This is a genomic window from Streptosporangium sp. NPDC048047, from assembly GCF_040653115.1.
Classification (GTDB): Bacteria; Actinomycetota; Actinomycetes; order Streptosporangiales; family Streptosporangiaceae; genus Streptosporangium.
Genome location: NZ_JBEZNH010000067.1, coordinates 1 through 25,740, shown reverse-complemented (window position 1 = coordinate 25,740; position 25,740 = coordinate 1). Strand labels below are relative to the sequence as shown.

Here is a 25,740-nt window from a genome sequence, read left to right as displayed (position 1 = left end):
GGACCGCTCCGCACCGGACCGCTCCGCACCGGACCGCTCCGCACCGGACCGCTCCGCACCGGACCGCTCCCCGCGGGACCGTCCCGCGTGGGGCCGCTCACCGTCGGACCGCTCCCCATCGAGCCGCTCACCGCCGGGCCGTTCCGCGTGGGGAAGGCGGGCCGTGACCCGGAAGCCGCCGTTCCGCGGGCCCGCCTCGAACACGCCGCCCGCCAGCCGTACCCGCTCGCGCAGCCCTTCCAGGCCCATCCCGCCGGACGCGCCGGGCGGGCGGCCCGGCGCCACCCGGGACGCCGGATTGGTCACCTCGACGGTGACCCCGGCGGGCCCGCCGAGCACCCGAACGGTCACGGACGCGCCGGGGGCGTGCTTGGCCGCGTTGGTCAGGGACTCCTGGACGACCCTGCGGGCGGCGGGGTCGCGCAGTGATCCGTCGCCGCGCAGCTCCACCCGCATCCCCGAGGCGGCGGCCCGTTCGACGACGTCGGAGACGCTCTCCTCCGGCGGGGTCAGCGACGCCGGATCGTCCTCGCGGAGCACGCCGATGACCCGGCGGAGCCGTTCGGTGGTGTCGGCCGCGGCCTCGCGGAGCTCCCCGGCGGCCCGGCGGTGCCGTGCGGGCAGGTCGGGCGCCATCTCCAGGGCCGCGGCGCGCAGCGCGATGAGCGCGAGGTCGTGGCCGATGGAGTCGTGCATGTCCTGGGTGATGCGGTTGCGCTCGCGCAGCCGTGCCTGGCCGGCGGCCAGCCGCCGTTCGCGCAGGCGCTGCTCGGCCCGCTGCCGGAGCAGCAGGCCGATGCTCCAGGGCAGCAGGCCGGACAGCAGGACGCCCGACAGGGCGGGCAGCCAGAAGGCGGTGACGGCCGGGGCGGGCCGCGGGCCGCCGAGGAGGGAGAGGGCGAGGACCGCGACGGCTCCGATGCCCAGGAGCGCGGCGAACGCCCCGAGCGCGGGACGGGCGTCCGGCGCGCGACGGCCGGCCCGGAGGCTCAGCACGATGACGGCGAGGGTGAGGCCGTTCATCGGCAGCACCTTGAACGACGGCAGGTCCAGGCCCCCGAGCTGGAAGGTGGCCGCTCCCTCGGCGACGTTCCACGTCCCCGCCACCAGCACGGCCAGCATGGCCGGCACCGGCGCGCGGCGGCCCGCGAGCACGGCGGCGCAGATCACGGCCACCTCGGCGGCCGCGGTCCACAGCGGCGTCCAGGCGGTGGACGGTCCCAGCCAGGGCGGAGGGGCGGGGAACAGCAGCGCCGGCAGGCAGAGCAGCAGGGCCGTCACGGCCTCCCGCCGGTCCGGCCGCCCCATCCTTCTCATCACCTTCGTGACGTTACAAGTCCCGGGAACCGGGCGGCTCCTCCCCGGGACCGGGTCCGACCCCCGTCGAAAGTAGGGGGCGGCCCGGGCGGAACGTCCGATGTGCCGGCCGCGGCCGGCGTCCTAGCGTCGGTGGCGCACGAGTTCCGGCGGTGTCCCCGGGAGATCTCAGGGACGCCGTCCCGAGGTCCGGGGGCCCTTCCCCGATGCCCGGAGTCCGGCGGTCCTCCAGCGTGCTGGGGGGATCCCCCGGCACCGGCCGGATCCGCCCGCACCCGACCCCCACCGATGAGGAGCGCGTCCGTGACGCAGGCCATTCTCGACGCCGTACAGCAGGCGATGTCCTCCCCCTGGATCTACCTGGCGCTGTTCGCGCTGGCGCTGCTCGACGGGTTCTTCCCCGTGGTGCCCGCCGAGACGTCCGTCATCACGGCGGGCGTGTTCGCCGCCTCCACCGGCGCGCCCGATGTCGCGGCGGTGATCGCGGTGGCGGCGCTGGGCGCCTTCGCGGGCGACCACATCTCCTACGCCATCGGACGCTCGGCGAACGGCCGGCTGCGGAGGGGCGGTCGCGGCGGCGGCCGGGCGTTCGCCTGGGCGCGGCGCGCGCTGGCCGAACGCGGCGGGCTCGTCCTGGTGGCGGCCCGCTACATCCCCGGGGGCCGTACGGCCTGCACCCTCACCATGGGCGCGGTCGCCTACCCCCGGCGGTCGTTCGCCCTCTTCGACGCGGTCGCGGCCGTCACCTGGTCGGTCTACTCGGTGCTGATCGGCTACGTGGGCGGCGCGGCGTTCGAGCACGATCCGCTCAAGGGGCTGCTGCTCGGTCTCGGCATCGCCCTGTCGGTCACCGCGGTGGCCGAGACGGTCCGGCACGTGCGGCGGCGGGCCGCCGGGGCTCCGAAGCGGGAGCCGGTCCTCGCCGTCTCGGACGACTGACCGACCCCGACCCGTCCCCGGGGGAATCCGCGCCGAAGTCAGGGACGACCCCGATGGATCGGGGTGCCGCGACCGCGGGAGGCTGCCAGAGGTTCGCCGGAGGACGTCCTCCGGACGCCTCGCCGAGACGTTCCGGCCACCTCGCCGTGTCGTGATCGGAAGGAGAGGACCCGGGGCCGGAGGAGAGCCGGTAACGGGAGGGAGCCGTGTCCTGCCGGACGGCGGGGGGCGGAAAGAGCGTGACGGAGGAGGATCCATGAGCGTGGCGGCCGTCGGCCTGGCGTTGCTGGGGTCCCTGTTCTTCGCGCTCGGCGCCGCGCTGCAGCAGTCGGAGACGGGGCCGGACCGGGTCGCGCTGCGTCATCTGGCCAGGCGCCCGCGCTGGCTGCTCGGCGGCCTCGCCATCGCGGCCGGCACCGCGCTGCACGTCCTCGCGCTGAGGTACGGGCCGCTCACGCTGGTCCAGCCGCTGGGGGTGGCGAGCCTGCTGTTCGCCCTGCCCTGCGCGGCGGCCCTGCAACACCGCAGGCCGCGGCCGCGCGAACTGGCCGCCGCCGCGGCGGTCGCCGCCGGGCTGGCCGGGCTGGTGCTGACCGTGCCGGAGCACACCGGTGACGCCCGCCTCGACCCCTGGGGGGCGGTGGCCCTGCTCGCGGGGGCGGCCGCCGCCGCCCTGGGGTTGCTGGCCGTCTCCCGGCGCGTCTCCCCCACCGCGCGGGCCGGGCTGCTGGCGATGGCGGCGGGCGTGCTGTACGGCGCGACCGCCACGCTGACCCGGGTGCTGGTCGACGGCTCCTGGGAGCCGTGGCTGCTGCTCGCCGCGCCGCTGCCCGCCCTGGCCGCGCTGGGCCTGTTGCAGCGCGCCTACGCCTGCGGTCACTTCGGCGTCGCCTTCGCCTCCCTGCAGGTGGCCGACCCGCTGACCGCGGTCGTCCTCGGGGCCGTCCTGCTGGGCGAGCCGCTGCCGACCGGTGCGACGGCCGCGCTGACCGCGCTGGCCGCCGCGCTGCTGGCCGTCTGCGGCACCGTCGCACTGGCCCGCACCGGTCCACCGCCCGCCACGCACGTCCCCCCGGCCCGCTGAACCCCGCGGATCCCGCTCCCGGCCCCGCTGACACCACGTCCCGACCGCACCCGACCGTCCCCGGCCGTCCGCCGGCTCCCCGCTTCCGTGAGCCGCTTCCGTGAGCCGCCCCCGCGAGCCGCCTCCGGCCTTCCCCCGAACCCCTCCGAACGGAGTCCCATCGATGATCACCGCTCCCGCTCCCCTCGCGCCCGTCGCGCCCGCCCCCGCCGCCGCGCCGGTCACCGTACCGGGCCGCGCTCTTCCTGTCGTCCGGCCGCGGCGGGTGCTGATCGCCACCGACACCTACCCGCCGGACGTGAACGGCGCCGCCTCCTTCACCCACCGGCTGGCCTGCGGGCTGGCCGCCCGGGGCAACGAGGTCCACGTGGCCTGCGCCTCCGACGAGGGACCGGCCAGGACCGAGTACGCGGACGGGGTGACGGTGCACCGGCTGCGGTCGGTGCCGGTGCTGGTGCACCCGACGATGCGGATCTCGGTGCCGTCGCGGCTGGACGATCTGGTGGCGGCCGTCTCGCCGGACGTGGTCCACGCGCAGGGGCACTTCGTGGTGGGCCGTGCCGCGATCTCGGCGGCCCGGCGCGCGGACGTCCCGGTGGTGGCCACCAACCACTTCATGCCGGACAACCTCTTCCAGTTCGCCCACGTCCCGGGCGCGCTCCGCGACCGGGTGGGCGAACTGGCCTGGCGGGACTTCCGGCGTGTCTTCTCCCGGGCCGACCGGGTGACCACGCCGACCCGGATCGCCGCCGAACTGCTGGCGGGCAAGGGCTTCAGCCGTCCGGTGGAGCCGGTCTCGTGCGGCATCGACCTGCGCCGGTTCCAGCCGCGCGGCGGCCTCAGGTCTCTGGCACGCGAGGCGCTCGGCCTGCCGGACCGCCACACCGTGCTGTTCGTCGGGCGGCTGGACGAGGAGAAGCGGCTGGACGAGCTCATCCGGGCGCTGCCGCACGTGCTCAACGACCATGACGCGCAGGTCGCACTGGCCGGCACAGGCGGGCAGCGCGAGTCGCTCGCCCGGCTCGCGCACCGGATCGGGGTCGGCGACCGGGTCTTCTTCCTCGGTTTCGTCCCGGACGAGTCGCTCCCGGACGCCTACGCCGCCGCCGACGTCTTCGCCATGCCGGGGGTGGCCGAACTGCAGAGCATCGCGACGCTGGAGGCCATGGCGTCGGGGCTGCCGGTCGTCGCCGCCGACGCGATGGCCCTGCCCCACCTGGTACGGCCCGGCGGGAACGGTCACCTCTACCGGCCCGGGGACGCGCTGGAGCTGGCGCGCCGCCTGGGCGACCTGCTGGGGGCGCCGGAGCGGCGGGCCGCCATGGGCTCGGCGAGCCGGATGATCGCGCTCACCCACGACCATCAGGTGTCCCTCGCCCGGTTCGAGGCGATCTACCGGGATGTCGCGCGATGAGGGGTGACCGGGTGGGAGCGGAGGAGGACCCGGTGTGGCGACGGCCCGCGATGGCCTGCGCGGGCCTGGCCCTGGCGGCGATGGCCTACGCCCATCTGGCCGCGGCCGGATCGGTGGATCCGATGACCGAGCCGACCGGTCGTTACGCGCTGTTCGGACCGAGCGGCTGGGCGATGGCCGTCTCCGTGATCGCGCTGGCGATGAGCTGCGTGTGGACGGCCTACGGCCTGACCCGGGTGGATCCGGCGCGCAGCGCCGCGGCGCGCGTCCTGCTCGTCGCGGCGGCGCTGGGCCTGCTGCTCACCGCGGTCTTCCCCGTCGAGGCGGCCCCCGGGGTCGCCTCCGGCGGCGGTGAGGTCCACCACTGGGCGGCGGCCGTGGTCCTCACCGCGCTGCCCTGCGCGGGCCGGCTGCTCGGGCGCCGGTTCGGCGAACCGCTGCTGTCGCTGGCGGCCGGTCTGTCGGTGGCGGCGCTGGCGGCGTTCCTCGCGGCACGCCCGGGATCGCCGTTCGCGGAGATCGTCGGCGGTCCGGGCCACCACGGCCTGCTGGAGCGGCTGGCACTGCTGGGCGACGCGGCCGTGGTCCTCCTGGCGGCCCGGCACGCGGGCGGGCGGGGTGCCCGGGCCCGCGCGGTCCGGCCGCCGGCCGCTTCTCCGGATGCGGGGCCGGCGTTCCTTGAGCGCGAGATGAAACCTACCGGACAGTAATAAAAGAGACATATCCCCGCCGCAGGGGCCGCTTTTACCTACGCTAACGTAGGTTACGGAACCGTAGAGAGTGAGGAAGAGGTCCTATGCGGGAGTTCAGCCAGACCGAGCTGCTACTCGAACTCGAGCCCGTCGTCGCCGGAGAACTCGACCGGCACCACAAAATGGCCAAGGAGTGGTTCCCGCACGAGTACGTGCCGTGGTCCGAGGGCCGCGACTACGACGGGATCTTCGGTGGCGAGGCCTGGTCCGAGACCGACTCCACGATCCCCGAGGAGGCGCGGACCTCCCTGATCGTCAACCTGCTGACCGAGGACAACCTCCCCAGCTACCACCACGAGATCGCCACGACCTTCGGCCGCGACGCCGCCTGGGGCACCTGGGTGCACCGCTGGACCGCCGAGGAGGGCCGCCACGGCACCGCCATCCGCGACTACCTGACGGTCACCCGGGCGGTGGACCCGGTCGCCCTGGAGCGGGCCCGGATGTCGCACATGGAGGAGGGGTTCACCAACTCCTACGAGGGCGTGCTGCACTCGCTGGCCTACGTCTCCTTCCAGGAGCTGGCCACCCGCATCTCCCACCGCAACACGGGCAAGGCCTCGGGGGACCCGAACTGCGAGCGGCTGCTCGCCAGGATCGCCGCCGACGAGAACCTGCACATGCTCTTCTACCGCAACCTGCTCAGCGCGGCCTTCGAGCTGAACCCGGGCCAGACCATGCGCGCCGTCACCGATGTGGTGACCACCTTCCAGATGCCCGGCACCGGCATCCAGGGCTTCACCCGCAAGGCGATGACCATCGCCCACGCCGGGATCTACGACCTGCGCCTGCACCTCGACGACGTCATCATGCCGGTCCTGCGGCAGTGGTCGGTGTTCGAGCGCGAGGACCTGGACGGCGAGGGCGACAAGGCCCGGCAGGAGCTGTCGGAGTTCCTCGACCGCCTCGAGGTGACCGCCTCGCGCTTCGTCGAGCGCCGCGAGGCCCGCCGCGCCCGCGAGGCCGCCGGCTCCTGACCGCCTTCCGGCCGTGGCCGCCCCGCCTCCGGGGCGGCCACGGAACCGCTGGACGGCCGGGACCGTCCGCGGCCCGCGCGATCACCGCTCCACCGGGTCGCGCGTTCGGCGGCGAAGCGCCCGGTAGGCAGGAGCCGATCTCCCGAAGACGAGCGGAGTACGGCCTCACAGGCCGTCCGTCAGAGCCGCATCCGCCAGAGCGCGCTGACCGGCAGCGCCTTCAGCCTGGGGCCGAAGCTCAGCGACTGATCGCCGGTGTAGAGGACGACGCCCGCGGCGAACGCGTCGCCCGTCTGGCGTTCCAGCAGCCGAAGCCCCCGGAAGTCCTCGCTTCTGACCGTGGCACTCGCCTTGACCTCGACACCGGCGACGCGCCCATCGGCGGTTTCGAGTACGGCGTCGACCTCCACCTGGTCCCTGGTCCTGTAGTGGAAGAGACGGATGTCCTCGTCGGCCCAGCTGAGCTGCCGTGACAGCTCCATCAGCACGAACCCTTCCAGCAGTGGTCCGAACAGGTCCCCACCCGTCGCCAGCCTGTTCTCATCGAGCCCGAGGAGATAGGCGGCGATCCCCGAGTCCACGCACGCGACCTTCGGGGTCACGACGGCGCGGGTGGCGAGGTTGCCCGACCACGCGGGAATCCGTTTGATCAGGAATATCTCCTCACAGAGATCGAGATATCGCTGCACGGTCCTGGCCGACACGCTCAGCTCCGACGCCATGTTCGCCGCCACGAGTAACCGCCCTGTCCGTGCCGCCACGATCTGAAGCAGCCGCTTCAGATCTGCGGGCTTGGAGATGCCGGCCAGATCCCGGATGTCCCGCTCGATCAACGTGTTGACATACGACCCGAGAAAGCGCCGCCTACGTCGCGGATCAGAACGGGCGACCGCCTCCGGAAACCCCCCTCGTGCGATGCGCAGGGCCAGGGCACGCCGGCTGTCGCCGGGCAGGACCGGAAGCGGGCCGTCCGCCAGATGGAAGACGGATTCGGCGAAGCCGTCCACCGCGCCTTCAAGCTCTCCCTGGGAGAACGGCCACAGCTCGATGGTCTCCATTCGCCCGGGCAGCGCGTCGGGAAGGGACTTCAGGCCCAGCACCCTCGCCGAGCCGGTCAGCAGGAAGCGCCCGGGACGGGGGTCGGTGCCCACCTGATACTTGATGGGAAGCAGGAGTTCCGGCGCGTACTGGATCTCGTCGATGGCGAGCAGACCCGGATGCTCCACGAAAGTGTTCGGATCCTCCTGCGCGGCGGCGAGCACGTCCGGACGGTCGAGGTTCCGGGTGAGGGGGTTCTCGTGATCGCTCGCGATGAGAGCGGTCAGCGTGCTCTTGCCCGACTGACGAGCTCCGTTGACGAGCACTACGCGGGTGTCGGTGAGGGCTTCGCGGACCAGGCGTTCCGCGTTGCGGCGGATCACCTTTCCCAAGGGCGTGACCGGCTCAGACATACCCCGATGATGCCACCATCCGGCCTCCCGGGAGGTGCTTCGTGTCCGATCAGCCGCATGATCCATGTCCGATCAGCCGTACTGTTCGTGTCCGATCAGCCGTACCGTCCGAGTCCGGCCGGCCGGGCTCCCGGGACGACCCCCGTACCGGCCCTGTGCGGGCTCCTGGCTGGTACGGGCCCGCGGGCGGGGGTTCAGGCGGTCAGGGCCGGTTCGCGCGCGGGGACGGGCTCGGGCACGGGCCGGAGGAGACGCAGGGAGAGCAGCACCAGCAGGGCGGCCAGGCCCGTGGTGACCGGCGGGACGAGGAAGGCCAGGGACGCGCCGAAGCGGTCCACGAGCTGGCCCGCCACGGCGGCGCCGGTGGCGATGCCCAGGCCGATCCCGCCGTTGAGCCAGGTGAACGCCTCGGTCCGCACCTCGGCCGGGACGAGGCCCTCGGCGAGGGTGTAGCCGGTGATGACGGCCGGGGCGATGAGGAGACCGGCCGCGGCGGCCCCGCCGTACAGCATGGGGACGGACCCGGCGAAGCACAGCGCGACGGTGGCCGCCGAGAGCAGGCCCAGGGCGGCGGCCAGCCGGGCCGGGGCGCCGGTCCTCCAGCGGACGACGCCGTAGAGGAGCCCTCCGGCGAAGCTGGCGGCGGAGAAGGTCGCGTAGACCGGTCCCGCCGCGGCGGCCTGACCGAGCGCCGCCGTCGAGGAGGTGACGCCGACCTGGAGGCTGCCGAAGACGGTGCCGAGCGCGGCGAAGGCGACCGCCAGCGGGGCCACGCCCCGCAGCCGCAGCACCCCGCGCCGGGAGCGGGTGCGGACCGGCACCGGTTCGGGGGCGCCCTCGCGGACCCCGGCGAACACGAGCGTGCCGGCCACCACCATGACGAGGGCCGCGAGCAGCGCCCAGACGGGCGAGTAACCGGTCGACAGGGCGACCAGCAGCACGGGGGCGAGGGTGAAGGTCAGCTCGTCGGTCATGGACTCCAGCGCGAAGGCCGTGCCCAGCCTGCCGGAACCGCCCAGCACGTTCGCCCAGCGGGCCCGCACCATCGAGCCGACCTGCGGCATCGACCCGCCGGCCAGCGCCGCCACGGCGGTGAGCGCGACGGGTGAGGCGTGCGAGGCGGCCAGCGCCAGCAGCGCGCCCAGCGCGGCGGCGTGCAGGACGGCCTGCGGGACGAGCACCCTGGGCTGGCCGTACCGGTCGGCCAGCCGCCCGGTCTGCGGGCCGACGAGCGCCTGGGCGACGGCCGCGGCGGCCGAGGCGATCCCCGCCGCGCCGTACGAGCCGGTGGACCACTGCACCAGGAGCAGGATGCCGATCTGCAGCATGGCGTACGGCAGGCGGGCGACGAACGCGGGGACGAGGAAGCGCCAGGCTCCGGGCAGGCCGAGGACGGCCAGGTAGGACTTCAAGGGGTCTCCGTCCAGGGTCCAGACGGAGGGCGTCACCCGGCCGGGGCGAGCCGCACCGTCGTGGTGGGCTTCGACCGGGGTAGATACCGCGGGATCGCGGCCGCCGTGCGGTCATTACGGGTGCGCCGCTTCGAGCACACCAAGCAGACAATTTACCCTAAACAGGGCACTTCTCATTCCTCGCCGGTCCGCGGACCGCCCGCAGGACCGGCCAGGCCGCGAGCGCGAGGACGAGAGCCGCCCGCTTTATTTCATCACTTGTTGACTTATTTGCGGGCCGAGCCTAGCGTTACGGGCACGCACCGGCCCTCAGGTGCGAGCAGCGGCCCGAGGAGATGCCCGTTGAACGCCGCCGATCCCACGGACCGCGTCGAGTCCGGCCCGCAGACATCCGCCCCGCTGGTCCTCCGGTTCGCCGGTATCGGCTCGGAGTCGCTCCCCGAGGTCGGCGGGAAGGCCGCCAACCTCGGGGTGCTCACCGCCGCCGGGTTCCCCGTCCCGCCGGGCGTGTGCGTCACCACCGAGGCATACCGCAGGGTCGCCGCGGGCGCGGGCCTGGAGGAGGTGCTCGACGCCCTGGCGGCCGTCCCCGCCGACGACGTCGCATCCCTCGGCGAGCTGGCCTCCCGGGCCCGCGACCTCGTGCTCCACGCCCCCGTCCCCGCCGACATCGCCGACGCCGTACGGCTCGGCGCGCGCGGCCCCGTCGCGGTCCGCTCCTCGGCGACCGCCGAGGACCTGCCGCACGCCAGCTTCGCCGGCCAGCAGGACACCTACCTCAACGTGGTCGGCGCGGACGCGACGCTGGAGGCGGTCCGGCGCTGCTGGGCCTCGTTGTGGACCGACCGGGCCACCTCCTACCGGGCCGCCCACGGCATCGACCACCGGAGCGTGCGGCTGGCCGTGGTGATCCAGGAGATGGTCCAGCCGGAGGTGGCGGGGGTGATGTTCACCGCCAACCCGGTCACCGGGAGGCGGCGTGAGGCGGTGATCGACGCCGCCCCCGGCCTGGGAGAGGCCGTGGTCTCCGGCGCGGTCAACCCCGACCACTTCGTGGTGGACGTCGCCACCGGGCGGATCACCGAGCGGCGGCCGGGTGACAAGCGGCTGGCCGTACGGCCGGCCCCGGGCGGCGGCGTCGAGCGCGTCGAGCGGGCCGGAGCCGGTGCGGACGAGTTCTGCCTGACCGACGCGCAGGTCAGTGCGCTGGCCGAGCTGGGCGGCCAGGTCGAGGCCCACTACGGCGCGCCGCAGGACATCGAGTGGGCCGTCGACGCCGCCGGAGCGCTGTGGCTGACCCAGGCGCGCCCGATCACCACCCTCTTCCCGATCCCCGAGCACCGCCCGGGAAGCGGGGAGACGGGCGACGGCGACGGCACGCGGATCTACTTCTCGCTCAGCGTCGCCCAGGGCGTCTACCGGCCGATCACCCCGATGGGCATGTCGGCCTTCCGGCTGCTGTCGGCCGCGGGCGCCGGGGTGCTGGGCTTTCCGGTGCACGACCGCGAGGCCGGTGCCCCGGTCTTCGCCGAGGCCGCCGGACGGATGTTCGCCGACGTCACCGGTGTCATACGCAGCCGGGCGGGCCGGGCGATCCTCCCCCGGCTCCTCGACGTGATGGAGGCCAGGTCGGCGAAGGTGCTCCGCGCCCTGGCCGACGACCCCCGCTTCACCGTCACCCGGCGCTCCGTGCGGCCCGCCCTGCTCCGGGCGGCCCGCGTCGCGGCCCGTCACCGGATTCCGGAGCGGGCCGCGCAGGCCCTGCTCAACCCTGAGGCGGCGCGCCGGCGGGTGGAACGGCTGACGGCGGAGACGCGGTCCCGGCTCGCGTCCCCGCCGGGCGCCACCTCCCTGGAACGGCTCGACCACGTCGAGCGGAGGCTCGGCGACAGCGTCTTCCAGGTGATACCGAGGATCGCGCCCGCCCCGGCCGCCGGGTTCGCCATGCTCGGCCTGGCCCACCGTCTCCTCGGCGGCCTGGCCCGGCCGGGCGAGCTGCAGACCGTCCTGCGCGGGCTCCCGCACAACGTGACCACCGAGATGGACCTGGAGCTGTGGCACCTGGCCTCCCGGATCCGCGCCGACGCGGACGCCGCGGCGCTCCTGCTGGACACCCCCGCGGCCGAGCTCGCCACGCGCTTCCACGACGGGACGCTGCCGGCCGTCGTGCGCGAGGGGCTGCGCGGCTTCCTCGCCGCCCACGGCATGCGGACCGTCGCCGAGATCGACCTCGGGGTGCCCCGGTGGTCGGAGGACCCCCAGCACGTCATCGGGGTCCTGGCCAACTACCTCCGTCTCGACGACCCGGCCCTGGCCCCCGACGCCCTCTTCGCCGAGGGCGCCGCGGAGGCCGAGCGCATGGTCGGGACGCTGGCCGCCCGCGCGGGGGGCCTCCGCGGCCGCGTCATCCGGTTCGCGCTCGGCCGGACCCGCGCCCTGGCGGGCCTGCGCGAGCTGCCCAAGCACCACCTGGTGTCGGTCCTGGCCGCCATGCGCGCCGAACTGGCGGCCGTCGGCGCCGACCTGGCGGACCGCGGCCTGCTGTCCCGCCCGGACGACGTCTTCCTCCTGACCTTCCCCGAGGTCAGGGCGGCCCTCACCGCGCCGCCCCGCCACCCCGGCACGCCGGCCGGTGTGGTGGCGGAGCGGCGCCAGGAGGCCGCCCGCGAGCTGCTGCGCAGGCACCTGCCCCGCGTGCTGCTGTCGGACGGCACCGAACCCGAGGCCGTCCGGCAGCCGGGCGCCCCGGCGGACGGCTCGCTCACCGGCACCCCCGCGTCGGCCGGTACCGTCACCGGCGTCGCCAGGGTGGTGCTCGACCCGGTCGGCGCGCACCTGGCGCCGGGCGAGATCCTGGTCTGCCCTTCCACCGATCCCGGCTGGACGCCGCTCTTCCTGACCGCCGGCGGCCTGGTGATGGAGATGGGCGGCGCCAACTCCCACGGCGCGGTGGTGGCCCGCGAGTACGGCATCCCCGCCGTCGTGGGCGTCGCGCACGCGACCGAGCGGGTCTCCACCGGCCTGCGGATCACCGTGGACGGCACCTCCGGAACGATCACCGTTCCCTGAGGGTCAGGCCGGATCCCGCGATTCCCTCTCCGCGGGATCCTCCGCCGGTTCCTCCTGGGGGTCCTCCGCCGGCTTCTTCGCCCGCTTCCTCGTGGAACGCCGGGAGAGGAGGCGGACGATCGCCTCCGACCGGCTGGCGATCAGCGGCCCGAGCAGGGCGAGAACGAGCACGTACCCGGCGATGAACGGAGCGAGCCTCGCGTCCAGCCCGGCGGCGAGCGCCATCGTCGCCAGGACCAGCGCGAACTCGCCGCGCGAGAGCACGGTGAGCGAGATGTTCACCGCCTCCCTCCTGCCGAAGGAGTTCAGCTTCGCGGCCGCCGTCCCGGCCGCCACGTTGAGCACCAGGGTGATCGCCACCGCGGCCGCGATCGGCCAGGCCACCGAGAGCATGTCGCCCGGCTCGATGGACAGGCCGAAGGCGAAGAAGAACAGCGCGGCGAACGCGTCCCTGAGCGGATGGACGAACTGCCGGATGCGCGGCGCCGCCTTGGTCGAGCTCAGGATGAGACCGACCATGAAGGCCCCGATGGCGTCGGACACGCCGAACTCCTCGGCGACTCCGGCGGTGAAGATCGCCAGACCGGTGAACATCACCACGAGCAGCTCGTCGTCCCTGGTGCTGACGAGCCGGTTGACCAGCCGGGAGCCCCAGCGCGCCAGCGCGGTGAGCACGATCAGGAAGGCGAACGCCCTGCCGAAGGAGGCGGCCGCGGCGGCGAAGGAGTCCGCCCCGCTGAGCACCGGCTGCAGCACGGCGAGATAGAGCGCGAGGAAGACGTCCTCGACCACGATGACACCCAGGATGAGGCGGCTCTCCGGGTCACCGAGTCGGCCGAGGTCGATCAGCAGTTTGGTCACGATGGCCGAGGAGGAGATGCCGATGACCCCGGCCAGGACCATCGCCTCGCGGAACCCCCAGCCGACGGCGAACCCGAAGGCCAGGCCGCCTCCGACGTTGAGCAGGATGTAGAGGGCCCCGGCCAGGACCATCCGCCTGCCTCCCTCGACGAGGTCGTCGAGGGAGAACTCCAGGCCGAGGTAGAACAGCAGGAAGATCAGGCCGAGCGCGGCGATGAGCTTGAGGTCCGCCGGGTTCTCGACCAGCGCGAGGCCGGGGGTGTGCGGGCCGAACACGATGCCCGCGAGCATGAACAGCGGAATCGTCGGCAGCCCGATGCGGTTGCCGATCCTGGCGATGATCCCGGCGGCCAGGAAGGACCCGCCCAGGGCGATGAGAGCGTCACCCAGTGCCATGCGGCCCGCCTTCCGGATGGAGTCCGGGCATGGTGAACACACATTCGTCGAACATTGGAAACCTCCTGTGGAGCGATCTCGGTGTCGGTGCGTCAGAGATCGCCCGGCGGAGGCGCCCGCGGGCCGGGGAGGTCGCGTACGGCGGGCACGGCGAGGCGCACCCGTGAGGGCCGGATCGGAAGCCGGGTCCCCTGCCCGGGGCCGGTGATCCGCCCGGCCTCGGGGGCCGCGGAGAAGTGGTCGGTCTGGTGCGGTGCCGCCGGAGGCAGTACGGCGCCGCCCGCCAGCATGACGGCGACGCCGGGTGCGTGGTGACGGTCGCCGGGCGTCGCGAGGGGGGCGTGGACGACGGCGAACAGGGACAGCAGGATCGCGGCGACCGTACCGACGATCCTCCGCGGCAAACCGTGCCCTAACTCTTGGTGGAATTGTCCGCCACTTTACCATCTGTCATGAAACGACGCTGGGGTGCGGCGTAGGCCCACTGCCAGACCGACTCCAGCGGTCCCCGCTGGAAACGGCGCAGCCAGAGCGTCGACAGCGTCACCAGCAGCAGGCAGATGGCGGCCCAGGCGGCCACCGTCCACCACGGCCGCAGGTCCGCGAGCCTCGCGGCCAGGCCGAGGCCCCAGCCGTAGCAGAGGACCGACGCGATCAGGTTCTGGGCCACGTAGCAGCTCAGCGCGGTGCGCCCGACCGCGGTCAGGCCGCGCCGCGCGGGACCGGGGGTCCCGCCGGAGAGACGGCTCATCCGGTGCGCGGCGGCGGTGACGAGGGCGAGCAGCCCGAGGGCCACCAGGGGCGGCAGCAGGTAGCGGTCGACCAGGACCCAGTCGCCCCCGGCGAAGGAGGTGAGCAGGTTCAGCGGCACGCCCACGCCGAGCCCGGCCGCCATGAGCCGCCCGCGGAGCGCGGCGCCGCGGGCGGAGTCCTCCAGCGCCCCGGCGCGCATCAGCCGGGCGCCGAGCAGGAACAGGGTGATCCCGAGCGGGACGATGAACACGGCCTCCAGCCGGTAGAGGCCGAAGAACTCGATCCGGGTCGCGGCCTGGTCCGCGTAGGAGCCGTCGGTGAACAGCGTGGCCGGCCCGGAGGGCGGCGTGGAGACGTCGCCGTACATCAGGACGAGGGTGACCAGGCCGACCATCGACGCGAACACCACCCCGGCGCCCGTCATCCACGCGTTGATCACCCGGTCGCTCCGGCCTATCAGGTAGGCCACCACGACCGAGGTCACCGCGTATCCCATGAGCACGTCGAACTCGAAGACCAGCAGGTAGTGCAGGAGCCCCTCGACGAACAGCAGCCCCGCGCGCCAGAGGTACCAGCCGGGCCACGGCGCGCCCCGGCGCGCGGCCGAGCGGTACTGCAGTTCCAGCCCGATCCCGAAGAGCAGGGTGAGCAGGGCGAGGAACTTGCCGTTGGTCAGGAAACGCAGGAAGGTCTCCACCGCGCCGGTCCCGCCCAGCGCGTCCAGCACCCCGGCGGGACCCACCGGACTGGTGAAGATCCAGATGTTGGTGCCCAGCGTCCCCATGATGGCGATGCCCCGGAGCAGGTCCAGCGCGTCGATGCGTCGTGTCGTCACGTTCCCACGATTTCGGACCCGGCCCGGCCGGACATCCTCCCCCGGAACCGTCGCGGCGTACATCGAACGGCGGACCGGTCGCCCTCCGACCGGCGGGTGAGGCGAGAGGACGGATACATACGTCTCGTTATGTCCGCGACGGGGTGGGCACGGGTGACAGGAGGAACACCGCAAGGACGGCGAGATGATCGGAGGGGGATCGCTGTGGACAGGCGGAACATGCCGGGCGACCCGTATTCACGGGCCGAGGACGAGGGGATCCCTGACCTTCAGGAGGGGACGCCCGAACAGCAGTGGGCGATGGACCCGCAGGAGGAACCCCTGCCCGCCGACCAGCCGGGCGCGCTGGACGACTACGGGACCACGGCCGAGGAGTGGAGCGCCGGGGAGCCCCTCGACGGCCGCCTCAGCCGTGAGGAGCCCGAACCCCAGCCGCTGTTCGGGACCGAGGAGGGCGAGGGGGCCGGCCGCGGCGAGGACGAGGCGGCCACCGGCGAGGACGGCCTCGACCCGGACATCCCGGACAGCCTCGACGAGCAGGTGACCCAGACCAGCGGTCTCGGCGTGGGCTCGGACCTCAACACCGACTACGAGCGTGACGAGGACATCGACGTCGGCTACCGGTCGCAGCCGTCCGGGCCGGTCGGCGGGTACGGCGACGACGAGCCGCGTCAGGCGGGCCGGCTGGTCGAGCCCGACCAGGGCGCCGCGACCGACACCGAGCCCGACATGATCGCCGAGGACGTCGGCGCGGACTTCGGCGGCTACACCGCCGAGGAGGCCGCCATGCACATCGAGCCGGAGTGACACCGGGGAGGGCGTGACACCGGAGCGCCCGGGTCCCCGGCGGCCGCTCCGTACCGGGGAGGCGGCCGGGGGTGGTCCCTGGCCGCCCCTGAACCGTCCCCGGGACGTCAGAGGTGCTCGGCGAGGAAGGCGGTGACGGCCTCCACCGCCCGGCTCACGTGCGGCTCGGCGTCGTACAGGTCGATGTGGAGCCGGGCGTCGAGCCAGACGAGCCGCTTGGGCTCGTCCATCCGCTTGTATGCCTCCTCCGCGCCCTCCGGGGAGCAGAAGCGGTCCACGACGCCGTGCACCACCAGGCCGGGCTTGGGCGACAGGAAGTCGGCGCCGGTCATGTTGTCCATGGTGACCAGCTCGCGGATCGAGGCCCGGGTGACCCGGTTGCGCCAGTGCGGGGACGCGCCGCGCCCGGTGCCGTAGTAGGCGTACGGCTCGTCGCCCGGCATGGCCGCCTCACCCCCCGCCGCCACGGCGGGGACGTACTCGGCCTCGCCGCCGAGGTCCTGGCGCTCCAGGACCTCGGTGAAGGAGGCCAGCGCCTCCTCGTACCCGGCCGGTGACATCCCGGCGCGCATGGCGTAGGGGCTGTTGTAGGCCCCGGCGATCCCGGCGAAGACCCGCACCCGGGGGTCGAAGGCGGCGAACTTCAGCGCGTAGCCGGCGCCCAGGCAGATCCCGACCGCGCCGATCCTGGCGCCGTCGGCCTCGGGCCGCGAGCGCAGCAGCGAGACCGCCGCCCGCAGGTCGTGCAGCTTGCCCTGCGGGTCCTCGTGCTGCCGCGGCGTCCCGCCGGACTCCCCCCAGTTGCGGTGGTCGAAGGCCAGCGTCACGTATCCGGCGGCGGTCAGCCGTTCGGCGTACAGGCCGGTCACCTGGTCGCGGGTGCCGGTGAACGGCCCGGTGAGGACCAGCGCCGGGTGCGGGCCGGGGCCGTCCGGCGTCCGCAGGTCGCCGACGAGCGTGATCCCGTCGGCCTCGAATTCAACCCTCTCGGTCATGCGCCCCAGTCTGTACGACTCCCTCGGCGTGTCAGACATGGTTGAAAGGCTCGGCGTAGGCGAAGGTGCCGTGCAGGCGCGGGTCGTCCGGGTCGTACGCCGACAGGACGCGGACCTGGAAGAACGGCTCCCATTCCGGCACCGGGGGCACGACGCCGTACTCCGTGGCGGGCCGGAAGCCGAAGCGCGAGTAGTAGGCGGGCGAGCCGAGCAGCACCGCCATCGGCTCGCCCATGGCGTCCGCGGCCCCGAGGAGGGTGTGCAGCAGGGCGAGGCCGACGCCGCGCCGCTGGTGGCCGGGGCGGACGCTCACCGGGCCGACGGCGACGACCGGAGTCCCCGCGATGTGGGCGCGGCTGCCCAGCACGTGCCCGGCGACCTCGCCGTCCGCGCCGATCGCGACGAGGGACAGTCCGGGCATCCACCCGTCGCAGCCGCGGAGCTCGCGGAGCAGGGTCTCCTCGGCGGGCGCCTCACCGAGCCGATCGGGCTTGGCGAAGGCGGCGGCCGTCACCTCGTGGACGGCGTCGATGTCGGCGGGGCTCTCGCGGCGGACGATCATCCGCCCACCCTGCACCTGACCGGCCGGGCCCCGCAATCGGATTATCGGCCGGCGCCCCGGCGAACCGCATCCGGCGTGGCCGCCCGTGCCGGGGAGCGGGGCCGTGTCAGGCCCCGCTCCCCGGGACGGGACGCCCCAGAGGACGCCTCAGAGAACGCCACGGAAGACGTCTCGGAGGACGTCTCAGGAGTCGAAGCCGAGGCCCATCCGGTCCAGGGTGCGCAGCCACAGGTTGCGGCGGCCCTCGTGAAGGTCGGCCCGGGCGAGCGACCAGCGTGTCATCTGGATCCCCGCCGAGCGGACCGGTTCCGGTGGAAAGGGAATCGGCTTCTCCTGGACCATCCGCAGTCCGGTCCGCTCCGTCGGCTCCCCGGCGAGCAGGTCGAGCATGACGTTGGCCCCGAAGCGGGTGGCGGCGACCCCCAGGCCGGTGTAGCCGACGGCGTAGGCGAGCCGCCCGCCGTGGGCCTGGCCGTAGAAGGCGCTGAACCTGCTGCAGGTGTCGATGACGCCGCCCCACCGATGGGTGAAGCGCACCCCGTCGAGCTGCGGGAAGGTGGTGAAGAAGTGCTCGGCCAGCTTGGCGAAGGTCTCGTCGCGCTGCTCGTACTCCGGCCTGATGCGGCCGCCGTTGTAGTAGACCGCGTCGTAGCCGCCCCACAGGATGCGGTTGTCGGCGGTGAGCCGGTAGTAGTGGAACTGGTTGGCCGAGTCGCCCACACCCTGGCGGTTGCGCCAGCCGACGGAGGCGAGCTGCTCAGGAGACAGCGGCTCGGTCACCAGCGCGTAGTCGTAGACCGGCACCAGGAAGTGCTTCAGCCTGCGCAGCAGCGGCTGGAACACACCGGTGCCGAGCGCGACCCTCGCGGCCCTGACGGTGCCGCGCGGGGTGACGAGGTCCATGGTGGCCCGGTTGTCCCGGATGTGGCGTACCGGCGTGCGCTCGTGGACGCGCACGCCCAGCTCCAGGCAGGCCCGCCGGAGCCCCCAGGCCAGCCGGGCGGGGTCGATCATGGCGCAGCCGTCGCGTTCCCAGTAGCCGCCGGCGTAGGTGGGCGAGTTCACCTCCGCCCGGATCTCGTCGCGGCCGAGGACGTCGTGGTCCAGGCCCAGCTCCCGCGCCGCCCGGACGCTCTCGTGCATCTCGTCGAGCTGCCAGGGCTCGGTGGCCACGTGCAGTTCGCCGGTGCGCTCGTAGGCGCAGTCGATGCCGTACCGTCCGACGGTCTCGCCGATCTCGTCGAGGTTGGCCCGGCCCAGCCGTTCCAGGGTGGTGATCTCCTCGGGCCAGCGTTCCAGCCCGTTGGCGAGGCCGTGGGTGAGCGACGCCACCGCGAACCCGCCGTTGCGGCCGGAGGCCGCCCAGCCGATCCCGCGTCCTTCCAGCAGGACCACGTCGAGGGACGGGTCGCGTTCCTTGGCCATCAGGGCGGTCCACAGCCCCGAGAAGCCACCGCCGACCACCGCGAGATCGGCGGTCGTGTCCTTGAGGAGCCGCGGCAGCGGCTCGGGTTTCGCCGGACTGTCGAGCCAGTACGGCTTGCGCTCCGCGTCAGCAAGAGCCTTCAGCGGATCCACAAATCTCACTTCCCTACGGTGAGTTGAAATTCGTTGTCTAGGTATCGCGTGACCTCAGAGGTCACACGCGGGTTCCCCCCGCCTGAATCCGATCTCGCCTCCCTGTTCTGTGCCGGGGACATCTTCCGGGTACGCCGAAACCCCGTGCCGCCAACCGCTGGCGATACGGGGCCTGACGACGCTAGGTGCGGCGGCGGGCGGTGACCGTGTTGACCACGGCGATCACCACGCCTACCGCGAATATAAGGGTTCCCAGAATGTTGACCTGCGGCGGGACCCCGATCCGGGTGGCGCCCCAGATCCACAGCGGGAACGTCTGGAGGGCGCCGCTGGTGAACTGGGTGATCACGAAGTCGTCGATGGACAGCGCGAACGCCAGCAGCGCGCCCGAGACGACGCCGGGCAGGATCATCGGGAACGTGACGCGCCAGAACGTCGTCCACGTGGACGCCCCGAGGTCGCGCGCCGCCTCCTCGATCGAGGGGTCGAGCCCCACGACCCGGGCCCGTACGGTGATCGCCACGAACGACAGCGAGAACAGCACGTGCGCGATGACCACGGTCACGAAGCCCGGCTGCACCCCGGCGCTGACGAACAGCGACAGCAGGGAGGAGCCCATGACCAGCTCGGGCGAGGCGATGGCGGCGAAGAGCACCAGGTTGACGGCGCCCAGCCCGCGGAACCTGTGGCGGCCCATCGCCAGGCCCATCAGCGTGCCGATGACCGTGGTGATGACCGTGGCGAGCACGGCGATCTCCAGGGAGTTGACGACCGCCTCGATCAGCTTGGGGTCCTGGTCGAGCATGCCCCACCACTTGAAGGTGAAGCCCTGCCAGGTGACGTTCGACTTGCTCCTGGTGTCGTTGAAGCCAAAGATGATCATGACCACGATCGGCAGGAACAGCCAGGCGAGGATCAGCCAGACGTAGACCTTGAGCAGCCGGTCGAGGAGGTGGCGGCGGCGCCGGGCGGGCGCCGGCGCGGACGCGGACGCGGGGACGGGGGCGGCGGTGGCGGTGCTCATCGGGCCGCGGCCTCCAGCACGTTCTCGGTGCCCAGCGCCCTGGCGTAGGCGAAGATGCCGAGCAGCATCGCCGCCATCAGCGCGAACGACAGCGCCGCGGCCGACGGATAGTCGTTGTTGACCAGGAACCTGGACTGGATGATGTTGCCGATCATCGTGTTCGCCGGGCCTCCGAGGATCTCGGCGTTGACGTAGTCGGCGGTCATCGGGACGAACGTCATCAGCACCCCGGCGAACACGCCGGGCAGCGACAGCGGCAGCACGACCTTGGTGAACGCCTGCCGGCGGGCGGCGTACAGGTCCCGCGCGGCCTCCACGACGCGGGGGTCCACCCGCTCCAGGGCCACGTAGATCGGCAGGATCATGAACGGCAGGTAGTTGTAGACCAGCCCGCCGATCACCGCCACCGTCGTCTGCAGCACGTGGAAGTCGCCGGGCACCACGCCCAGCGACTTCAGCGGCGACAGCAGCAGCCCGTTGTCTGCCAGCAGGAACTTCCACGACACGGTGCGCAGCACGAACGACACGAAGAACGGCAGCAGCACCAGCAGCAGGTAGGTCGACTTGCGGGAGCCGCCTCTGAAGGCGATCCAGTAGGCCGTCGGGTAGGCCAGCACGATGGAGATGACCGTCGCCACCAGGCCGTACCCGGCCGAGCGCAGGAACTGCGTGCCGTACTGCGACAGGACGTCGCCGTAGATCGACAGGTTGAACGTCTGGACGAAGCCGTTGACCACGTCGCCCTCCTGGGTGGACACCGAGGCCATGAAGACCATCGGCACCACCAGGAAGATCACCAGCCACAGCCCGCCCGGGAGGATGAGCAGGTAGGGGGCGAAGCGCCTCATCGTTCGCCTAGCCCTGGGTGATCGGCTGGAAGACGGACTCGAAGATCTTCTCCTCGGCCGCGGTGAGGGCCTTGTAGGACCGCAGCCGGGCCATGTCGGCCTCGGCGGGGTAGACCATCGGGCTCTTCGCGAGCTGCTCCAGCGACTTCCTGTCGTCGCCGCTCGCCTTGGCGGCGTCGGCCAGGACGAGGTCCCTGGTGCCCGGCACCGGGGTGATGTAGTTGATGGCCTCCACCAGCATCGTGGCGATCTTCGGCTGGTAGACGTAGTCCATGTACGTGAGCGCGTCGAGCGGGTTCTGCGCGGTCTTGGGGATGCACATGTTGTCGGTCCAGATCGTGCCGCCCTCCTGGGGGATCACGAACTTGAGGTCCTTGCCCTCGGCGACCTGCTGGAAGATGTCACCCGACCAGGCCATGGTGATCCAGATGTCGCCCCGGGCCAGCGCGTCGACGTAGTCGTTCTCGTAGTACTTGCGCACCAGGCCGTCGTCGCGCTGCTTCTGCAGCCTCGCTGCGGCCTTGCGCCAGTCGGCCTCGGTGGACTTGTCCGGGTCGATGCCCTCGGCGAACATCCCGAAGTTCGCGACCTCCTGCGGGTCGAGCATCATGCCGACCTTGCCCTTGTACTTGGGGTTCCACAGGTCGTTGATGCTGGTGACCTCGTCCACGTACTTGGGGTTGTAGGCGATGCCGGTCAGGCCCGCCGTCCAGGGGATCGTGTAGGTGTTGTCCGGGTCCCAGGTGGGGTTCTTGACCTTCTCCGCCGCGTTGGCCGCGAAGTTGGGCAGCCTGGCGTGGTCCAGCGGCACCAGGTAGCCCAGCGCGATGGCCTTGCTGAGGTGCAGGCCGTTGGTGATGACCATCAGGTCGTAGCCGATGTCGGTGTTCGAGGCGAGCAGCGGCTGGATTTTCCCGAAGAAGGAGGGGGTGTCCTGGATGGCCTCGGTGTAGGTCACCTTGATGCCGGTGTCGGCGGTGAACTTCTCCAGGGAGGGGTAGCGGCCGTCCTCCTTGTCGATGTACAGCGTCCAGTTGGCGAACCGCAGGGCGCCGTTCTTCTTCTTGGACGCCCAGTAGTCGGCGATCCCGTCCTTTATGGGCGGGGCGGCCTTCTTGCCCTGCACGCCGCAGGCGGCCAGGGCCATCCCGGCGGCCGACAGGCCGGCGAGGCGGAAGGCGTCGCGGCGGGTCACCGAGCGGGGCCGGGTCATGCCGCGCAGCAGGGCGGTGTCGAGTGAGGAGTCGTGGTGCATGGTGGCTCAACTTCCGATCACGTAAGAGTGCTGCGGCCGCCACGACAGCCAGACCGCGTCGCCGCGCTCGGCCGTGCTCGTGCTGTCGAGCGCGTTCTGCTGGAAGACGGTTACCTCGGTGCCGCCGGGCAGGCGCACCGCGTAGCTGTTGTACAGGCCCAGGTAGACGACCTCGGCGACGGTGCCGCGCACGGCGCTCAGACCCGCCGCGGGCTCCTCGGTGGAGATCATGATCTTCTCCGGGCGTACGGTGACCGCGATCGCGTCCCCCGCCCGGTGCCCGCCCTCCCCGGCGAGGACCCGTCCTCCGTCTTCGAGCAGCAGTACGGCGCAGCCGTCCTCGACGCGGTCCACCGTCCCGCTGATCAGGTTGGAGGTGCCGATGAACCCGGCGACGAACGCGCTGGCGGGACGCTCGTAGATCTGGCGGGGCGCGGCGAGCTGCTCGACCAGGCCGTCGTTCATGACGGCGATGCGGTCGCTCATGGTGAGCGCCTCGCTCTGGTCGTGGGTGACGTAGACGAACGTGATGCCGACCTCGCGCTGGATGCGCTTGAGCTCGATCTGCATGGCCTGGCGCAGCTTGAGGTCGAGGGCGCCCAGCGGCTCGTCCAGCAGGAGCGCGCTGGGCCGGTTGACCAGGGCCCGGGCCAGGGCCACCCGCTGCTGCTGGCCGCCGGACAGCTCGCGGGGGCGGCGCTTCTCGCGCCCGCCGAGGTCCACGATCTCCAGCATCTCGCCGACGCGACGCTTTATCTCGGCGTCGGCCACCTTCCTGCGCCGCAGGCCGAAGGCGACGTTCTCCCAGACGTTCATGTGCGGGAAGAGCGCGTACGACTGGAACACCATGTTCACGTCGCGTCTGTTGGGCGGGACGTCGGTCACGTCCCGGCCGTGCAGCCGCACCGTGCCGCGCGACGGGTCCTCGAACCCGGCGATCATGCGCATGGTGGTGGTCTTGCCACACCCCGAGGGGCCGAGGAGCGAGAAGAACTCGCCCTCGGCGATGGTCAGGGTGACGCCCTTGACCGCCTGGACGACCTCACCGTGGGCGAGGTATTCCTTGACGACTCCGTCGAGTTCGATGGCGGGCACCGGGGGCGGGCCGGAGGCGGTGGAGACCACCGCCTCCACATCCGCCTGGGTTTCGGTCATACCAGGCTGTCCCTCTTGTTTCGCGGCTATTCGCCGATGTAGTGCATGACGTGCTTGACTCGCAGGTAGTCGTGGAGCCCGAAGACCGACAGGTCCTTGCCGTAGCCGGAGTGCTTGAAGCCACCGTGCGGCATCTCGGAGACGAACGGGATGTGGGTGTTGACCCACACGACGCCGAAGTCGAGTCGCCTCGACACCCGCATCGCCCGGCCGTGGTCGGAGGTCCAGACCGAGCTGGAGAGGCCGTACCGGACACCGTTGGCCTTGGCCACGGCGTCGGCCTCGTCGGAGAAGGTCTGGACGGTGATGACGGGCCCGAAGACCTCGTTCTGCACCATCTCGTCGTCCTGCTGGAGGCCGTCGACGACGGTCGGGGCGAAGAAGAATCCCTTGTCGCCGATCCGCCGGCCGCCGGTCAGGACCTTGGCGTGGCCGGGCGCCCGCTCGATGAAGCCGGCCACCCGCGCCAGCTGGTCCGCGTTGTTGAGCGGGCCGTAGAGGGCGTCCTCGTTGGACAGGTCGCCGGTCACGGTGGCGGTGGCCGCCTCGACGAGGGCCGCGACGAACTCGTCGTGGGCGTCCTCGTGGACCAGCACCCGGCAGGCCGCGGTGCAGTCCTGGCCGGCGTTGTAGAAACCGCCCATGGCGATCGCCTCGGCGGCGGCCTTGAAGTCCTTGACGTCGTCGAAGACGATGACCGGGGCCTTGCCGCCGAGCTCCAGGTGGACCCGCTTGACGTCCTCGGCGGCGGTCCTGGCCACGGCCATGCCGGCGCCGACCGAGCCGGTGATGGCGACCATCTGGGCGGTCGGGTGGCCCACCACGAGAGCGCCGGTCTCGCGGTCGCCGGTGACGACGTTGAAGACGCCCTTCGGCAGGACCTCACCGATGATCTCGGCCATCTTGAGGGTGGAGACCGGGGTGGTGTCGGACGGCTTGAGCACGACGGTGTTGCCCGCGGCGAGCGCGGGGGCGATCTTCCAGACCGCCATCATCATCGGGTAGTTCCAGGGGGTGACCTGGCCGACGACGCCGATCGGCTCGTGCCGGATCACGGAGGTGTGGTCGGCGAGGAACTCACCCGACGTCGGCCCCTCCAGGGTGCGGGCGGCACCGGCGAAGAAGCGGAAGTGGTCGGCCGCGACCGGGGTCTCGTCCTCGGCCATCCGGGCGCGGGGCTTGCCGGTGTTGCGGCACTCGGCCTCGTTGATCTCCTCGGCACGCGCGTCGAGGGCGTCCGCGACCTTGAGCAGCAGATTGGCCCGCTCACCGGGGGTCAGCAGGCTCCATGACTCGAAGGCGGCGGCCGCGGCGGCGTAGGCGGCGTCGACGTCCTCCGCGCCGGAGATCGGCGCCTGCAGGTATGCCTCTCCGGTGCAGGGGTCGATGACGTCGGAGAACCGGCCGCTCTTGGCGTCCACGAGCTCACCGTTGACATAGTTCTGCAGACGGGTGGTCACCGTTGACCTCCTGTGAGGTGGCTTGGTTATGGGGACTCTTACAGAGGAGAGCCTACGCGACAAGGGATTTCGTTGTTAAGATACCAAATCGCGACGAAATCGCTTGACAGAGCCATAAAAACTGACAGCATGTCGCAGCGAGCCGCAACATGTCGGCAGGGCGTGCGACGCTCGCAACGACCCCTTAACACGACGCCAGGGAGCGCGGATGACGACCCCGCCCAAGGTACGCCGCGACAACGACGCGAAGCACGGCACGGTCGTCCTCGACGAGATCTCCAAACAGATCATCGAACAGCTGCAGGCCGACGGCCGCAAGCCCTACGCCGCGATCGGCAAGGCGGTGGGACTGTCCGAGGCCGCCGTCCGCCAGCGGGTCCAGCGCCTGCTCGACGCCGGGGTCATGCAGATCGTCGGGGTCACCGACCCGCTCACCCTCGGCTTCTCCCGCCAGGCGATGATCGGCATCAAGTGCGAGGGCGACCTGGAGACGGTGGCCGACGAGCTGTCGGCCATAAAGGAGATCGACTACGTCGTGCTGACCGCCGGCTCGGTGGACGTCATGGTCGAGGTGGTCTGCGAGAGCGACCTGCACCTGCTGGACATCCTCGGCAAGATCCGGGCCATCCCCACGGTCCGCGCCACCGAGACGTTCGTCTACCTCAAGCTGCACAAGCAGACCTACTCCTGGGGGACCCGCTGACGCCCCCGGGGACCGCCCGCCGTACGGCGGGTCCGGGTAAGGACGTCTACCCAGACCACAGTGCGCTATCCGGCACGAGGCGTCGGGGCGCTG

At 72.4% G+C, this 25,740-nt stretch carries 22 protein-coding genes; 8 read left to right on the top strand and 14 right to left on the bottom strand.

Translation table 11 applies throughout. The features are described 5' to 3' along the window. On the bottom strand, positions 1 to 1,317 hold a 1,317-nt coding region (locus AB0D67_RS34410; protein WP_362945302.1), incomplete at its 3' end, for a histidine kinase. Positions 1,318 to 1,620: 303 nt separating this feature from the next. Here AB0D67_RS34410 and AB0D67_RS34405 point away from each other — a divergent pair. The 5 genes from AB0D67_RS34405 to AB0D67_RS34385 all read left to right on the top strand — a co-directional run bounded on the left by AB0D67_RS34405 (position 1,621) and on the right by AB0D67_RS34385 (position 6,483). Then, positions 1,621 to 2,256, top strand: a complete 636-nt coding sequence (locus AB0D67_RS34405; protein WP_362945266.1) for a VTT domain-containing protein — start codon at positions 1,621 to 1,623, stop codon at positions 2,254 to 2,256. A gap of 256 nt (positions 2,257 to 2,512) precedes the next feature. Then, entirely contained in the window at positions 2,513 to 3,340 is an 828-nt protein-coding gene (locus tag AB0D67_RS34400) for a DMT family transporter (RefSeq protein WP_362945264.1), read from the top strand. Between the two features lie 163 nt (positions 3,341 to 3,503). Beyond that, positions 3,504 to 4,754 carry a glycosyltransferase gene (locus tag AB0D67_RS34395; RefSeq protein ID WP_362945262.1) on the top strand — a complete coding sequence of 417 codons (1,251 nt, stop codon included), beginning with the start codon at positions 3,504 to 3,506 and terminating at the stop codon, positions 4,752 to 4,754. Between the two features lie 32 nt (positions 4,755 to 4,786). After that, the gene (locus AB0D67_RS34390) at positions 4,787 to 5,464 is read left to right on the top strand and encodes a DUF998 domain-containing protein (RefSeq protein ID WP_362945260.1); all 678 of its coding nucleotides are present in this window, start codon (positions 4,787 to 4,789) and stop codon (positions 5,462 to 5,464) included. An 86-nt stretch (positions 5,465 to 5,550) separates the two neighbouring features. Then, a complete protein-coding gene (locus AB0D67_RS34385) occupies positions 5,551 to 6,483 on the top strand; it encodes an acyl-ACP desaturase (protein WP_362945258.1) in 933 nt (310 codons plus the stop codon). 179 nt (positions 6,484 to 6,662) lie between these two features. Here AB0D67_RS34385 and AB0D67_RS34380 read toward each other — a convergent pair whose 3' ends face one another. Beyond that, the gene (locus AB0D67_RS34380) at positions 6,663 to 7,934 is read right to left on the bottom strand and encodes an ATP-binding protein (RefSeq protein ID WP_362945256.1); all 1,272 of its coding nucleotides are present in this window, start codon (positions 7,932 to 7,934) and stop codon (positions 6,663 to 6,665) included. Between the two features lie 194 nt (positions 7,935 to 8,128). Next, positions 8,129 to 9,346 carry an MFS transporter gene (locus AB0D67_RS34375; protein ID WP_362945254.1) on the bottom strand — a complete coding sequence of 406 codons (1,218 nt, stop codon included), beginning with the start codon at positions 9,344 to 9,346 and terminating at the stop codon, positions 8,129 to 8,131. Positions 9,347 to 9,688: 342 nt separating this feature from the next. On the opposite strand from AB0D67_RS34375, the gene AB0D67_RS34370 reads away from it, so the two are divergent. Further along, positions 9,689 to 12,415 carry a PEP/pyruvate-binding domain-containing protein gene (locus tag AB0D67_RS34370; RefSeq protein ID WP_362945252.1) on the top strand — a complete coding sequence of 909 codons (2,727 nt, stop codon included), beginning with the start codon at positions 9,689 to 9,691 and terminating at the stop codon, positions 12,413 to 12,415. Positions 12,416 to 12,418: 3 nt separating this feature from the next. Here the strand turns inward: AB0D67_RS34370 and AB0D67_RS34365 are convergent, their stop codons facing one another. The 3 genes from AB0D67_RS34365 to AB0D67_RS34355 all read right to left on the bottom strand — a co-directional run bounded on the left by AB0D67_RS34365 (position 12,419) and on the right by AB0D67_RS34355 (position 15,260). After that, positions 12,419 to 13,672: a cation:proton antiporter gene (locus tag AB0D67_RS34365; RefSeq protein ID WP_362945250.1), complete on the bottom strand. Its 1,254-nt coding sequence runs from the start codon at positions 13,670 to 13,672 to the stop codon at positions 12,419 to 12,421. A gap of 92 nt (positions 13,673 to 13,764) precedes the next feature. Continuing rightward, positions 13,765 to 14,076: a hypothetical protein gene (locus AB0D67_RS34360; protein WP_362945248.1), complete on the bottom strand. Its 312-nt coding sequence runs from the start codon at positions 14,074 to 14,076 to the stop codon at positions 13,765 to 13,767. An 8-nt stretch (positions 14,077 to 14,084) separates the two neighbouring features. Then, positions 14,085 to 15,260 carry a DUF418 domain-containing protein gene (locus AB0D67_RS34355; RefSeq protein WP_362945246.1) on the bottom strand — a complete coding sequence of 392 codons (1,176 nt, stop codon included), beginning with the start codon at positions 15,258 to 15,260 and terminating at the stop codon, positions 14,085 to 14,087. Between the two features lie 204 nt (positions 15,261 to 15,464). On the opposite strand from AB0D67_RS34355, the gene AB0D67_RS34350 reads away from it, so the two are divergent. Next, positions 15,465 to 16,067, top strand: a complete 603-nt coding sequence (locus tag AB0D67_RS34350; RefSeq protein ID WP_362945244.1) for a DUF5709 domain-containing protein — start codon at positions 15,465 to 15,467, stop codon at positions 16,065 to 16,067. 107 nt (positions 16,068 to 16,174) lie between these two features. On the opposite strand, the gene AB0D67_RS34345 is transcribed toward AB0D67_RS34350, so the two are convergent. The 8 genes from AB0D67_RS34345 to AB0D67_RS34310 all read right to left on the bottom strand — a co-directional run bounded on the left by AB0D67_RS34345 (position 16,175) and on the right by AB0D67_RS34310 (position 24,944). Continuing rightward, positions 16,175 to 17,062: an alpha/beta hydrolase gene (locus tag AB0D67_RS34345; RefSeq protein WP_362945242.1), complete on the bottom strand. Its 888-nt coding sequence runs from the start codon at positions 17,060 to 17,062 to the stop codon at positions 16,175 to 16,177. 31 nt (positions 17,063 to 17,093) lie between these two features. Next, positions 17,094 to 17,624, bottom strand: a complete 531-nt coding sequence (locus tag AB0D67_RS34340; protein ID WP_362945240.1) for an N-acetyltransferase — start codon at positions 17,622 to 17,624, stop codon at positions 17,094 to 17,096. Between the two features lie 183 nt (positions 17,625 to 17,807). After that, positions 17,808 to 19,202, bottom strand: a complete 1,395-nt coding sequence (locus tag AB0D67_RS34335) for an FAD-dependent oxidoreductase (protein ID WP_362945300.1) — start codon at positions 19,200 to 19,202, stop codon at positions 17,808 to 17,810. A 181-nt stretch (positions 19,203 to 19,383) separates the two neighbouring features. Continuing rightward, positions 19,384 to 20,226 (bottom strand): ABC transporter permease, encoded by an 843-nt coding sequence (locus tag AB0D67_RS34330; RefSeq protein ID WP_362945238.1) that lies wholly within the window; start codon positions 20,224 to 20,226, stop codon positions 19,384 to 19,386. Continuing rightward, positions 20,223 to 21,074, bottom strand: a complete 852-nt coding sequence (locus AB0D67_RS34325; RefSeq protein ID WP_362945236.1) for an ABC transporter permease — start codon at positions 21,072 to 21,074, stop codon at positions 20,223 to 20,225. The genes AB0D67_RS34330 and AB0D67_RS34325 overlap by 4 nt, the downstream gene beginning before the upstream one ends. A 7-nt stretch (positions 21,075 to 21,081) precedes the next feature. Continuing rightward, positions 21,082 to 22,329, bottom strand: coding sequence for a spermidine/putrescine ABC transporter substrate-binding protein (locus tag AB0D67_RS34320; RefSeq protein WP_362945234.1), 1,248 nt, complete (start codon positions 22,327 to 22,329; stop codon positions 21,082 to 21,084). 6 nt (positions 22,330 to 22,335) lie between these two features. Then, positions 22,336 to 23,484 (bottom strand): ABC transporter ATP-binding protein, encoded by a 1,149-nt coding sequence (locus AB0D67_RS34315; RefSeq protein WP_362945232.1) that lies wholly within the window; start codon positions 23,482 to 23,484, stop codon positions 22,336 to 22,338. A gap of 26 nt (positions 23,485 to 23,510) precedes the next feature. Continuing rightward, positions 23,511 to 24,944 (bottom strand): gamma-aminobutyraldehyde dehydrogenase, encoded by a 1,434-nt coding sequence (locus AB0D67_RS34310; protein WP_362945230.1) that lies wholly within the window; start codon positions 24,942 to 24,944, stop codon positions 23,511 to 23,513. 208 nt (positions 24,945 to 25,152) lie between these two features. Here AB0D67_RS34310 and AB0D67_RS34305 point away from each other — a divergent pair, with 208 nt between their 5' ends. Then, positions 25,153 to 25,647: an Lrp/AsnC family transcriptional regulator gene (locus tag AB0D67_RS34305; RefSeq protein WP_362945228.1), complete on the top strand. Its 495-nt coding sequence runs from the start codon at positions 25,153 to 25,155 to the stop codon at positions 25,645 to 25,647. Positions 25,648 to 25,740: the final 93 nt, after the last annotated feature.

Coding starts and splice junctions, on each gene's coding strand:
- AB0D67_RS34400 (WP_362945264.1), top strand. CDS start 2,513: ATGAGCGTGGCGGCCGTCGGCCTGGCGTTGCTGGGGTCCCTGTTCTTC.
- AB0D67_RS34395 (WP_362945262.1), top strand. CDS start 3,504: ATGATCACCGCTCCCGCTCCCCTCGCGCCCGTCGCGCCCGCCCCCGCC.
- AB0D67_RS34385 (WP_362945258.1), top strand. CDS start 5,551: ATGCGGGAGTTCAGCCAGACCGAGCTGCTACTCGAACTCGAGCCCGTC.
- AB0D67_RS34380 (WP_362945256.1), bottom strand. CDS start 7,934: ATGTCTGAGCCGGTCACGCCCTTGGGAAAGGTGATCCGCCGCAACGCG.
- AB0D67_RS34365 (WP_362945250.1), bottom strand. CDS start 13,672: ATGGCACTGGGTGACGCTCTCATCGCCCTGGGCGGGTCCTTCCTGGCC.
- AB0D67_RS34345 (WP_362945242.1), bottom strand. CDS start 17,062: ATGACCGAGAGGGTTGAATTCGAGGCCGACGGGATCACGCTCGTCGGC.
- AB0D67_RS34340 (WP_362945240.1), bottom strand. CDS start 17,624: ATGATCGTCCGCCGCGAGAGCCCCGCCGACATCGACGCCGTCCACGAG.
- AB0D67_RS34330 (WP_362945238.1), bottom strand. CDS start 20,226: ATGAGCACCGCCACCGCCGCCCCCGTCCCCGCGTCCGCGTCCGCGCCG.
- AB0D67_RS34325 (WP_362945236.1), bottom strand. CDS start 21,074: ATGAGGCGCTTCGCCCCCTACCTGCTCATCCTCCCGGGCGGGCTGTGG.
- AB0D67_RS34320 (WP_362945234.1), bottom strand. CDS start 22,329: ATGCACCACGACTCCTCACTCGACACCGCCCTGCTGCGCGGCATGACC.
- AB0D67_RS34315 (WP_362945232.1), bottom strand. CDS start 23,484: ATGACCGAAACCCAGGCGGATGTGGAGGCGGTGGTCTCCACCGCCTCC.
- AB0D67_RS34305 (WP_362945228.1), top strand. CDS start 25,153: ATGACGACCCCGCCCAAGGTACGCCGCGACAACGACGCGAAGCACGGC.